At 70.6% G+C, this 11,296-nt stretch carries 10 protein-coding genes; 3 read left to right on the top strand and 7 right to left on the bottom strand.

Annotated features, from left to right (window positions below; translation table 11 throughout):
- The first annotated feature begins 124 nt into the window (after window positions 1–124).
- A complete protein-coding gene (locus ABT009_RS46770; RefSeq protein WP_351309366.1) occupies window positions 125–595 on the top strand; it encodes a PPOX class F420-dependent oxidoreductase in 471 nt (156 codons plus the stop codon).
- A gap of 68 nt (window positions 596–663) precedes the next feature.
- Here ABT009_RS46770 and ABT009_RS46775 read toward each other — a convergent pair whose 3' ends face one another.
- Window positions 664–1,461, bottom strand: coding sequence for a TetR/AcrR family transcriptional regulator (locus ABT009_RS46775; protein ID WP_351309369.1), 798 nt, complete (start codon window positions 1,459–1,461; stop codon window positions 664–666).
- Between the two features lie 266 nt (window positions 1,462–1,727).
- Between ABT009_RS46775 and ABT009_RS46780 the strand changes: the two genes are divergently transcribed.
- Entirely contained in the window at window positions 1,728–2,624 is an 897-nt protein-coding gene (locus tag ABT009_RS46780; RefSeq protein WP_351309372.1) for an endonuclease/exonuclease/phosphatase family protein, read from the top strand.
- Here ABT009_RS46780 and ABT009_RS46785 read toward each other — a convergent pair whose 3' ends face one another.
- The 6 genes from ABT009_RS46785 to ABT009_RS46810 form a co-directional block, all read right to left on the bottom strand.
- Window positions 2,625–4,910 (bottom strand): glycosyltransferase family 39 protein, encoded by a 2,286-nt coding sequence (locus ABT009_RS46785; RefSeq protein ID WP_351309377.1) that lies wholly within the window; start codon window positions 4,908–4,910, stop codon window positions 2,625–2,627. It abuts the gene before it with no gap.
- On the bottom strand, window positions 4,907–6,304 hold the full coding sequence (locus tag ABT009_RS46790; protein WP_351309380.1) for a bifunctional glycosyltransferase family 2/GtrA family protein: 1,398 nt from the start codon (window positions 6,302–6,304) through the stop codon (window positions 4,907–4,909). The genes ABT009_RS46785 and ABT009_RS46790 overlap by 4 nt, the downstream gene beginning before the upstream one ends.
- A 26-nt stretch (window positions 6,305–6,330) precedes the next feature.
- Window positions 6,331–7,878, bottom strand: coding sequence for a sensor histidine kinase (locus ABT009_RS46795; RefSeq protein WP_351309383.1), 1,548 nt, complete (start codon window positions 7,876–7,878; stop codon window positions 6,331–6,333).
- Complete coding sequence (locus ABT009_RS46800; protein WP_351309386.1) at window positions 7,875–8,615, bottom strand: response regulator transcription factor; 741 nt, start codon at window positions 8,613–8,615, stop codon at window positions 7,875–7,877. Before ABT009_RS46800 ends, ABT009_RS46795 begins: the two co-directional genes overlap by 4 nt.
- Window positions 8,616–8,797: 182 nt before the next feature.
- A complete protein-coding gene (locus ABT009_RS46805) occupies window positions 8,798–9,163 on the bottom strand; it encodes an antibiotic biosynthesis monooxygenase family protein (RefSeq protein ID WP_351309389.1) in 366 nt (121 codons plus the stop codon).
- A gap of 112 nt (window positions 9,164–9,275) precedes the next feature.
- Complete coding sequence (locus tag ABT009_RS46810; RefSeq protein ID WP_351309396.1) at window positions 9,276–10,169, bottom strand: DUF2797 domain-containing protein; 894 nt, start codon at window positions 10,167–10,169, stop codon at window positions 9,276–9,278.
- A gap of 328 nt (window positions 10,170–10,497) precedes the next feature.
- Here ABT009_RS46810 and ABT009_RS46815 point away from each other — a divergent pair, with 328 nt between their 5' ends.
- Window positions 10,498–11,127 (top strand): hypothetical protein, encoded by a 630-nt coding sequence (locus ABT009_RS46815; RefSeq protein WP_351309393.1) that lies wholly within the window; start codon window positions 10,498–10,500, stop codon window positions 11,125–11,127.
- Window positions 11,128–11,296: the final 169 nt, after the last annotated feature.

Here is an 11,296-nt window from a genome sequence, read left to right on the forward strand (position 1 = left end):
CATCGCCGCCATCGGCACCACACTCAAGGTCGAACTCGACATCCAGGCCGTGCAGGGCGACGCACTCCCGCAGGCGTAGACGTACGCGGCGGTCTCGGGGGGTGCCCGGCGTAGGGTGCCCGCTATGGCACCCAACATCGCTACGAACACCAAAGTCTCTCTGGAAGAGCTGCTGGACTTCGTACGGCCCCGGCACCGGGCCCTCCTCCTGACGCGGCGGGCCGACGGCGGCCCCCAGGCCTCGCCCCTCACCTGCGGGGTCGACGACTCGGGGCGCATCGTCGTCTCCACGTATCCGGAACGCGCCAAGACGCGGAACGCGAAGCGGGACACGCGCGTGAGCATCGTCGTGCTGAGCGACGACTGGAACGGGCCCTGGGTCCAGATCGACGGAACCGCCGAGGTCGTCGACGCACCGGACTCGGTCGAGCCGCTGGTCGAGTACTACCGGAACATCGCGGGGGAGCACCCCGACTGGGACGAGTACCGCGCGGCGATGCTCAAGCAGGGAAAGTCCATCATCCGGGTCACGCCGGAGCGGTGGGGACCCGTGGCCACGGGCGGCTTTCCGGCCCGGCTGGCACCGCCGGAGTAGCGGGCGCCACCTGCCGGTAGCTGGCCGGCCCTCACCGTTGTGGGCGGGCCTCACCGTTGTGGGCGGGCCTACGCCCGCCCCGGAACCTTCGCCTCGATCCCCGCAACCAACAGATCCAGCGCGAACGAGAAGTCCCGCTCCCGCCCGTCCTCAACCGTCCCCCCGCTCCGCGCCGCAACAAGATCCGCGGACTCCTGCACGAGCTCAGCGAGTGCGGGAGTCCCCTCAACCCGGGCCATGGCCTCCCGCACGTACTCGTCCTGGCTCATCCCGGCCGCGGCACACCGCCGCGCAAAGTGGCCCTCGATCGTCCCGAAGCCGTACACGAACTGGAAGACCGCCGAAATGGCCCCACCGAGGGCGTCTGGCGGCAGCCCCGTGCGACGGACCACGCGCTGCACCGTGAGCAGGAAGTCGAGATAGTGCGGCCCGATGTTGAGGAACGTCCCCGCCAGGGGGGAGACCCAGGGATGCCGGACGAGCAAGCCCCTGTAGCCCGTCGCGAGTTCGCGCAGCTGGTCGCGCCAGTCCGCGCCCGATTCGGGGTCGGGCAGCCGTAGTTCGCCGAAGGCCGCGTCGAGGGCGAACTCGAGGATGTCGTCCTTGGTGTCCACGTACCAGTAGAGCGACATCGCCGTGACGTCGAGTTCGGCGGCGAGCCGGCGCATGGAGAACTTGGGCAGCCCCTCCGCGTCGAGCAGACGGACCGTGGCCACGATGATGCGATCCCTGTCGAGCCCTGACGGCTGGCCGTTGCCTCTCGGCGCACCGCCCCGGGAGGCCCCCGCGGCGCCGCGGGGCGCCTTGCCCTCCAGCCAGACGCTGGTCCGCGCCGGACGCCTGGTCCGCTCGGCTGCCCTCACCATGGCGGCACCTTCCTGAGAGCTCGTGGATCTGCCGGGGCGGACCGGAATCGACTGGTCCGCCCCTTCTCGATGCTATGCGGGTCAGCCGCGTACTTCGCCCCCCAGACGGGTCTCGCCCGCGTCCTTGCGCGAACAGCGCCGTGACGGGCTGCAGGAGTTGACATCCCTGACGAGCACACGGCCGTACGCCGGAATGCTCCGACTTCCGCAGCGCACAAGGCGATTGAGGAGTACCGTTCTGCGCGCTTCCGACACCTGGAGAGGCCATGTCAACGCGTCGTACAGTTCAACTGGCCCTGGCAGCCGGGCTCCTGGGCGCCCTCGCGGCACCGCCCGCCCACGCCGACTGGGGGTCCCCCCTGCTCGAGCGAAGCCGAGAGCTTGGGGGAGGCAGCCGAGAAGTGCCGCTGCGCGTCGTCTCGTACAACATCCATGCCGGAGCGGGCATGGACAACGTCTTCGATCTCGACCGCCAGGAGGCGGCGCTGCGCGCGCTGGACGCGGACGTCATCGGCCTGCAGGAAGTCGACGTGCACTGGGGCGCGCGCAGCGGATGGCGCGATCTCGCCGGTGAGCTGGCCGAGCGGCTGGGGATGTACGTGTATTTCGCGCCCATATACAGCCTGGATCCCCCGGCGGAGGGCGCACCACGGCGCGAGTACGGAGTCGCGGTGCTGTCCCGGTATCCGATCGGGGGCGCCGAGAACCACGAGATCACCCGGCTGTCCACGCAGGACCCCAACCCGGTGCCCGTGCCGGCCCCCGGCTTCCCCGAAGTGGTACTGCGGGTCAAGGGCGTTCCGGTGCACGTCTATGTGACGCATCTCGACTACCGGCCCGATCCGTCCGTCCGTGCCGCCCAGGTCGCCGACACCCGGCGGATCATGGCCGAGGACTGCGACGGGCACGACCGCTGCCCCCGGCAGGTGCTCCTGGGCGACCTCAACGCCGAGCCGTCCGCGCCCGAACTCGCCCCGCTGTGGGAGGACCTGACCGACTCCGCGCCCGCCGGTCTGAGCTTCCCGGCGCAGAATCCCGTGAAGCGCATCGACTATGTCGCGGTCGGCGACGGCATCCGCGTACGCGACGGGGCGGTGGCCGAGACACTCGCCTCGGACCACCGCCCCGTCATCGCCGATCTGTCGCTGCGGCGCGGACGCTGATCAGCTCTTGGGCTGGGTCAGGTCGTAGAAGGTGGCGCTGCCCACGGTCACCGTCTTGAAGTTCTCCTCCACCCACGAGCTGATCTGGGACGCGGTGCCGTTGTTGCCGCCACCGCCGCCCATGCCGCCCGCGATGAAGTAGTGGATCTTCCCGTCCTCGACGTACTGCTTGAACTGGGCGAGCGTCGGGGACGGGTCGCTGCCGTTGAAGCCGCCGATCGCCATGACCGGGTCGCCCGTGGCGAGCTGGTAGCTGGCGGCGTTCTGGGAGCCGATGGCCGCGGCGACCCAGGTGTAGTCATCGGCGTTCTTCTCGAGCAGCGCCTTGGCCTCGGAGCTGACGTTGGCGCCGTTGAGCAGGCCGCCCATGCCGCCGCCCGCGCCGCCCGTCCGGCCTTCGCCCGTGGCGCCGCCGGGCATGCCGCCCTGCTGCTGGCCCTGGCCCTGCGTCTGGCCGTTCTGGCCCTGCTGGCCGGTCGGGGGCTGACCCATGCCGCCGCCCTGCTGGCCGGTGGGAGGCTGGCCCATGCCGCCGCCCTGCTGCTGACCGGTCTGGCCGTTCTGACCCGTCTGGCCGTTCTGGCCGGGCGGCTGCATGCCGCCGCCGCCCATGCCGCCGGGACCGCCGCCCCGGCCACCGCCCGGGCCGCCCATCATGCTGGCGCCGGCCGGACCGGCGGTGACGATGGAGCCGGTGTGCCCGGTGCTCAGCGTGCTGAGGGTGTACGCGGTCGGTCCGGCGAGCGACGTCACCAGGCCGAGGCCCACCGCTGCGAGCGCCAGCTGCCGGCCCAGGCGCGTAGCGACCAGCAGACCGAGCGCGGCGACCAGCCCGCCGATGAGCACGAACCACTTCAGCCACGGCAGGTAGTCCGGCGTGCGGTTCAGCAGGACGTACGACCAGATCGCCGTCGCCGCCACCGCGCCCGCCAGGGCGAACGACGTCCACTTCTTGGCGCGCTCCTCCCACAGCACCGTCGCGCCCATGCCGATCAGCGCCGCGATGTAGGGCGCGAGTGCCACCGTGTAGTACTGGTGGAAGATGCCGGCCATGAAGCTGAAGATGACTCCGGTCATCAGCAGCGAGCCGCCCCAGGCGAGGAACGCGTTCCGGGTGGCGTCCGTCCTCTTCGCCTTCCAGGTGAGCGCCAGGCCCGCGACGAGCAGGATCAGTGCGGCCGGCAGCAGCCAGGAGATCTGGCTCCCGATCTCCGAGTTGAACATCCGGCCGATGCCCGTCTCGCCCCACTGGCCGCCGCTCTGACCGCCGCCGCCACCGCCGACGCTGCCGGTCTCCTCGCCGTTGATACGGCCGAGGCCGTTGTAGCCGAAGGTGAGCTCCAGGAAGGAGTTGTTCTGCGAGCCGCCGATGTACGGCCGCGAGGACGCGGGCCACAGCTCGACGATCGCGACCCACCAGCCGCCCGCGACGACCATCGCCAGGCCGGACAGCAGCAGCTGGCCGAGGCGCTTCTTCAGCTTCACCGGTGCGCACACCGCGTACAGCGCGGCGAGCGCCGGCAGGATCAGGAACGCCTGCAGGGTCTTGGTCAGGAAGGCGAAGCCGACGGCGACACCCGCCCAGACGAGCCACTTGGTGCGGCCGTCCTCCAGGGCGCGCAGCACGCAGTAGACCGTGACGGTCATGAGGAGGGCGAGCAGCGCGTCCGGGTTGTTGAAGCGGAACATCAGCGCGGCGACCGGGGTGAGCGCGAGCACGGCGCCCGCGATCAGCCCGGCGGCCGCGCTGAAGCGCCGGCGTACGGCCGCGTACAGGACGCCGACCGTGGCGACGCCCATCAGCACCTCGGGCACGAGGATCGCCCACGAGCTGAGGCCGAAGATCCGCACCGACAGCGCCATCGGCCACAGGGCGGCTGGGGGCTTGTCGACGGTGATGGCGTTGCCCGCGTCGAGCGAGCCGAAGAACAAGGCCTTCCAGCTCTGGCTGCCGGCCTGGACGGCCGCGGAGTAGAAGGAGTTGGCGTACCCGGAGGCGCTGAGGTTCCACAGGTACAGCACCGCGGTGACCAGCAGCAGCGCGAGGAACGCGGGGCGCGCCCAGCGGGGGTCCTCGGGGCGGCCGCGCCAGACGCGCCGCAGGAACGGGTCCTTGGGGCGGCCCTCGCCTGCTTCGGCCGTGTCGTACGCAGGCGGCGCGCCGGGTACCGGAGGCGCCTGGACGGTCGCCTGCGCGGGGGTGGCGCCTGCGGGCGGCGGGCTGCCGGCCGGCGGGCCCCAGGCGGGGTCCACGCCTCCCGGCTGGCGGATATCGGATGTCGTCATCGGACGTTCCTCGGATCGTGGTCGTGCGGGCGCACCGCGTGCAGCTGCACGGTCGCGTCCCAGGGCTGGTCGGCGCCCACGCCGGCGGGGACCTTGTACATGTCGTAGGCGGGCCGGGGCGCCGGAGGCGTGTCGTCACGCCGGTCCGGGAAGACCCACGCCCGGAAGAGCAGGAAGCGCAGCACCGTCGCGGCGAGGTTGGCGGCGATGAGCACCGCCAGCTCCGTGGAGTGCGACGGGTTGCCGGTCGCGGTGTCCAGCGCGGCGAGGGAGCCGCTGGTCAGGGCGAGTCCGATGCCGAAGACCACGAGGCCCTGTGCCTGGTGGCGGACGGCGCGGTCGCGGCCGCGGACTCCGAAGGTGAGCCGCCGGTTGGCCGCCGTGTTGGCGACCGCGGAGACCAGCAGGGCCAGCGCGTTGGCGAGCTGGGGCTCGGAGAAGGTGCGGCAGAGCGAGTAGAGCAGCAGGTAGAAGAGCGTGGAGAGCACGCCCACCACACAGAAGCCGACCAGCTGGCGGGCCAGGCCGCCCGGGACTCCGGACAGCTGCCGGTCGCGCGGATCGTCACCGAAGGGCCGGGCGATCCGGTCCAGCGGCAGGGAACCGGTGGCCAGCGCGCGGCCCACCCGCCACACGCCCTTGAGGTCGTCGGTCGCGGTCTTCACGATGTGCACGGTGGAGTCGGGGTCGTCGACCCAGTCGACCGGCACCTCGTGGATGCGCAGCCCGGCCCGCTCGGCCAGGACCAGCATCTCGGTGTCGAAGAACCACCCGGTGTCCTCGACGAGCGGCAGCAGCACCTGCGCGACGTCGCGCCGGATCGCCTTGAAGCCGCACTGGGCGTCGGAGAACCGGGCCTGCAGCGACCCGCGGAGGATGAGGTTGTACGCGCGGCTGATGAACTCCCGCTTGGGTCCGCGCACGACGCGCGAGGTGCGGGCGAGCCGCGAGCCGATCGCCAGGTCCGAGTGGCCGGAGATCAGCGGGGCGACGAGCGGGAGGAGGGCGTTGAGGTCCGTCGACAGGTCGACGTCCATGTAGGCGAGGATCGGCGCGTCCGATGCGGACCAGACGGTGCGCAGCGCCCTGCCGCGCCCCTTCTGCTCGAGCCGGAAGTGCCGGACCGACTCCATTGTCGATGCCAGCCATGCCGCCACCTGCGGAGTGCTGTCCGTGGACGCGTTGTCCGCGATCGTGATGCGGAAGCGGTAGGGGAAGGTGCGGACGAGGTGGTCGTGCAGCCGTTCCACACACGGCTGGAGGTCCTTCTCCTCGTTGTAGACGGGGATCACTACGTCGAGTACCGGCACCCCGCCCTGACCGGCCGGGATGTGCTCCCGGGCCGGCAAAGCACCCGCTGAGGGGGAGGTGCCCAATGAAGAGTCGGTTCGCATGACACAGAGATTCGCCAACTGCCCTGTTATGCCTGTGTGCTGAGGCTGTGGGCAGCCTGTGAGTGCGGGACGGGTTCGTAGTACACGGGCAGATGCACGGTGAAGACCGTGCGTCCGGGCACGCTGTCGACCGTCACGGTGCCGCCGTGCGCGGCTGCCACGGCCTGCACGATCGCCAGGCCGAGCCCTGTGGAGCCGGAGGCGCGCGAGCGCGACGAGTCGCCGCGCGCGAACCGCTCGAAGACGCGCGGCAGCAGCTCCGGCGGGATGCCGGGCCCGTCGTCGTCGATGTCCAGGCACACCCAGGAGCCGTGCCGACGCACGCGCGCGGTGACCGTCGTGCCGGGTGGCGTGTGGGTACGCGCGTTGGCGAGGAGGTTGACGAGCACCTGCTGCAGCCGTGGCGCGTCGGCCAGCACGAGCGCAGGCTCGTCGGGCAGTTCCAGGCGCCACTTGTGGGTCGGCCCGGCCGCGCGCGCGTCACTGAGCGCGTCAACGACCAGCGGTGAGAGATCAGTGCTCTCGTACGAGAGCGGGCGTCCGGCGTCGAGCCGCGCGAGCAGCAGCAGATCCTCGACGAGCCCCGTCATACGGTTCGCCTCGGACTCGATGCGTCCGAGGGCGTGCCGCGTGTCGGGCCCGGTCTCCTCGCGGCCTCTGCGGGTCAGCTCGGCGTATCCGCGGATCGACGCGAGCGGCGTCCGCAACTCGTGACTGGCGTCCGCGACGAACTGCCGCACGCGCATCTCGCTGTGCTGCCGCGCGTCCAGCGCCCGGTGGACGTGGTCGAGCATGCGGTTGAGCGCGGCACCCACCTGGCCGACCTCGGTACGCGGGTCGGCCTCGGAGTCCGGGACGCGTTCGTACAGCGTGACCTCGCCGCTGTGCAGCGGCAGTTCGGAGACGCGGGTCGCGGTCGCGGCGACGCGGCGCAGGGGCCGCAGGGCGACGCCGACCATGGCGACGCCGGCGATCGACGCGGCGACGAGTCCCGCGGCGGTGACGCTGACCTCGACGGCGATCAGGGTGCTGACGGTGCCCTGGACCTCGGTCTCGGGGAGACCGACCAGGGTGCCGTTGGGCTCCGAGTATTCGACCCGGTAGTCGCCGAGGCCGGGGATGTGAACGCTGTGCGCCTTACCGTCCTGCGGCACGGACTGCAGAGCGGCCTTCTGCGCCTCGTTGAGATCGGTGATCTTGGTTTCGCTGTCCTGGTCGCTCTTCGCGGCGCGGGTGATGGTGCCGTCCGACAACACCAGCGCGGCCACCGTGTCCCCCCGCACGGGTCCGGCCAGGAAGTCCAGGGTTGGCGTCTGCTGGTCGGGCGCTGTCTTCTTTTCGCCCGGCTGGTCGGGGCCCGGGTCTCTGCCGGAGATGACCGCGACGTCGTGCACCTGCTTGTCCAACTGGGCGTACAGGTAGCTGTGCAGGGCTATCGTCGTCACCGTCCCGATCACCGCGCACACGACGGCGATCAGCGCGACCGACCCGAGGACGAGCCGTGTACGCAGCGACCGCGGCTGCCGCTGCTTCCCCCTGAGCTTGCGCGACCGCGGCTGCTGCGCCGTGCTCATGACGCCGCGGGCTTGATCAGATAGCCGGCGCCGCGCCGCGTGTGGATCATGGGCTCGCGTCCCGCGTCGATCTTCCTGCGGAGATACGAGATGTAGAGCTCGACGACGTTGGCCTGGCCGCCGAAGTCGTAAGACCACACGCGGTCGAGTATCTGGGCCTTGCTGAGCACCCGGCGCGGATTGCGCATCAGGAAGCGCAGCAGCTCGAACTCGGTGGCGGTGAGGTGGATGGAGGTGCCCGCGCGGGTCACCTCGTGACTGTCCTCGTCCAGGGTCAGGTCGCCGACGACGAGCAGGGACTCGCTGCGCCGATCGGCGGCGCCGGAGCGGCGGATCAGCCCGCGCAGCCGGGCCACGACCTCCTCGAGGCTGAACGGCTTGGTGACGTAGTCGTCGCCGCCCGCCGTGAGCCCGGCGATACGGTCCTCGACGGCGTCCTTCGCCGTCAGGAACAAAACCGGCACATCGGGCAATTCACGGCGGAGCCGACCGAGCACGGTGAGCCCGTCCATGTCGGGCAGCATCATGTCCAGCACCACGGCATCGGGCCGGAAGTCGCGCGCGGTCTGCACCGCGCCCGTTCCGTCGCCCGCGGTGCGGATCTGCCAGCCCTCGTAACGCAGGGCCATGGACAGCAGCTCGGTGATCGACAGCTCGTCGTCCACGACGAGCACGCGGACCGGGCTCCCGTCCGGCCTCAGTAGTTCGGTACGCCCCTGGGGCGAGATCGTGGTCATGGTGCACACCTTCGACTGCCGCTCTGAGAGCACCCTTTCGGGAACCTGTGAATTCCCTGAGAAACACACAGGGACCTCTCAGGGAACAGCTGGGAACTGCTGTCCCGTGCGACAACGGCATACGGCGTGAGGCGCGCAGCGTGCCGAGGCGTCAGCCCGGCCGGAGGTGAGCGCTGCGCAACCTACCGGCGGAATCCATGACTCCGCTCAACTTTCGCAATGTGCAGGGTGTAGCTCTCGTACCACTCCTCCCGCCCACGCTTCTGGGCGGCACGGTGCTCCATGTTGCTCCGCCACTCCTTGATGGCGTCCTCGTCGCGGAAGTACCCGACGGTGATGCCGAGCCCACCGGGCGTCCGCGCCGAGTCCATCCCCAGGAACCCGGGGACGTCCTTCACCAACTCCTCCAGCCGCTCGGCGCTTTCGCCGTAACCGCCGTCCCCCTCCGTGCGGACGGACGTGAAGACCACGGCGTAGTACGGGGTCTCGAAGGCGGGCTGGGGAGCGGGCCCGGGGATGGCGTCAGGCCTCACGGATGAATTGGTCATGGCCAGACTGTCGCGCTGGACGATCCCCGCGGTCCAGTCACTTTCCGAACGGGAGCCGAAAGGGATCGATCTCTTTACCGCCTGCGGCGAGGCGAGCCCGAGCCATCAGCGCTCAGAACAGCCCGTCCTGCACACCACCGAACTCCCGCACCGGCACCGTCAGTTCCCCCGGTCGACCCGGTCCGTCCACGCCGTCCCCCGCACCGGTCAGCTCCCACCCGGCCATGAGCCGCGTGTCGAGTACGACCACACCGCGCTCGGTGGCCAGATGCAGATCCGGCCCGGCGGCAGCAACCAGCTCACCGCTCACCACACCACCGGCAACGAGCTCGGACACGGCTCCCACTGCGGGCGGCAGCCCCTCCAGCCCGAACACTCCGACATGATCGACCGCCTCGAACGGCGCCCGCCGCACGGACTCCGGCCATCCCTCGAGCCGCAGCGCGCGGGCGTGCAGCTGCGCGATCTCCGCCGCCCGAGCGGCCGGCTCCGGCAGCGAGGCCCGCACCGCCCGCTTGGCGTCGTACGGAATCCTGTCGGGCACACCCAGCGCCGTACGCAGCAGCTCCTCGGTCCGCCGCGCGGCCATCAGCGGTCCGCGCCCCAGCCAGGTGAACACCACCGCACCCTGCTCGAGCAGCCGCGCAGACCCCCGCTCGACCGCCGTGATCCCCACCTTGACCATGCCCGGCCCGAACCAGGCCAGATAGACGGCATACGGTCGGGGATCGTCCGGCAGCGTGTCGGCGGCGACGGAATGCGCCCGCTCAAGACGCCCGCACTCCTCGCATCGCGCCCCCGTACTCCGCCCTGACACCCGCGCCCCTATCGGGCACTCGTGCCCCCGCGCCCCGACGCACCGCCGGGCACCGCCGCCCACGACGGCGAACGCCACCCGCTTCCCCCGCGTCAGCCCACTTCTCCGCCCCCCGTCCCACACCAGCACGGGCCCGTCGGCCGCCGGCCACCGAACCCCCGAGCATCGCCACGCCTGCACCCTCTGCATCGCCGCACCCTCACGTGTGCCCTTGCTCATGAGCGTAGGCCCGGCCACTGACAGCGGGCGGGGTGCGGACCGAAAGCGCCCGGGTCGACGACCGCGCCGCGCCTATCAGGAAACCCACCATCCGACAAGTCCCGAGTTCCCCTGTCACGCGATCCAGGGGCATGACGCGCATTGCCGCCGCGGCTCTACTTGGACATGGGTTCAGACACACCCACGGGCTCGAATCTCACGAATCAAATTAAACGGCCCTCTTTCCCGACAAGCTATTCACCCTTTCCGATTGGAAGTGATTTAAATGGCTCGCCGCTCCCGGACGCAGCGCTTTGCGATGTTCACCGCCTCGACCGCCGTGGTTGCAGGAGGCGTCCTCCTGCCGACCAGTGCTTTCGCCGCACCGGCGGCACCGCACATGGGCACCATGACCACGATTTCGGCCACGCAGGGTGGCCATGACCAGGCCGTCGCCGATCCCGCCGAGAAGTGGGTGGAGACCACCGACGCCCCCAGCGGCATCAAATTCAAGCTTCCCGGAAAGCCCAAGGTCGAGGAATTCTCGGAGCCCGCCGACGACGGCTCGATCGTCACCGGTCGCATGTATTCGGTGGAAAAGGCAGACGGGACCTTCGTCATCCTCGCCGTCTACGACGTGCCCGGCACCCCGGCCAATGCCAACCTCGGTCTTGAGGGCTTCCGCGAGGGCTTCAGCGAAGAATTCGGCAAGACTGCCACCAGCACCAGCGGCGAGAAGACCACGGTCGACGGCCATCCCGCCGTTGACGCGCGCCTCTCCACCAAGGACAGCGCGCCCCTGGTCGGTTCCAGCTGCTACATCGCCGGTGACACCCACGTGATCGGGATCACCACCGTCGGTCACGCGGCGGACGAGAAGACCGTGGACCAGATGCACCAGCAGACCCTCGACGGCATCCGCATACCTTCTTCCGACGCACCTGCATGAGCCCTCCCTGCGACGCCTGACGTCGGAAGCCCCCTCGGGATGATCCCGAGGGGGCTTCCGATCTGTGTGCACCCGGAGCCGTGCCGTCCGTCACGCCTGCGGCAGCCCCTCCCCCTGCACGGCCTGGATGTCGAGTTCGACCTTCAGCGTCGTGCCGATGGCGGCGATC

The sequence above is a fragment of the Streptomyces sp. NPDC002896 genome, from assembly GCF_040295225.1.
Taxonomy (GTDB): domain Bacteria; phylum Actinomycetota; class Actinomycetes; order Streptomycetales; family Streptomycetaceae; genus Streptomyces.

Excerpts from the sequence above, each read along its gene's own strand:
- ABT009_RS46770 (WP_351309366.1), top strand. The coding sequence starts at position 125 with ATGGCACCCAACATCGCTACGAACACCAAAGTCTCTCTGGAAGAGCTG.
- ABT009_RS46775 (WP_351309369.1), bottom strand. The coding sequence starts at position 1,461 with ATGGTGAGGGCAGCCGAGCGGACCAGGCGTCCGGCGCGGACCAGCGTC.
- ABT009_RS46780 (WP_351309372.1), top strand. The coding sequence starts at position 1,728 with ATGTCAACGCGTCGTACAGTTCAACTGGCCCTGGCAGCCGGGCTCCTG.
- ABT009_RS46785 (WP_351309377.1), bottom strand. The coding sequence starts at position 4,910 with ATGACGACATCCGATATCCGCCAGCCGGGAGGCGTGGACCCCGCCTGG.
- ABT009_RS46790 (WP_351309380.1), bottom strand. The coding sequence starts at position 6,304 with ATGCGAACCGACTCTTCATTGGGCACCTCCCCCTCAGCGGGTGCTTTG.
- ABT009_RS46795 (WP_351309383.1), bottom strand. The coding sequence starts at position 7,878 with ATGAGCACGGCGCAGCAGCCGCGGTCGCGCAAGCTCAGGGGGAAGCAG.
- ABT009_RS46800 (WP_351309386.1), bottom strand. The coding sequence starts at position 8,615 with ATGACCACGATCTCGCCCCAGGGGCGTACCGAACTACTGAGGCCGGAC.
- ABT009_RS46805 (WP_351309389.1), bottom strand. The coding sequence starts at position 9,163 with ATGACCAATTCATCCGTGAGGCCTGACGCCATCCCCGGGCCCGCTCCC.
- ABT009_RS46810 (WP_351309396.1), bottom strand. The coding sequence starts at position 10,169 with ATGCAGAGGGTGCAGGCGTGGCGATGCTCGGGGGTTCGGTGGCCGGCG.
- ABT009_RS46815 (WP_351309393.1), top strand. The coding sequence starts at position 10,498 with ATGTTCACCGCCTCGACCGCCGTGGTTGCAGGAGGCGTCCTCCTGCCG.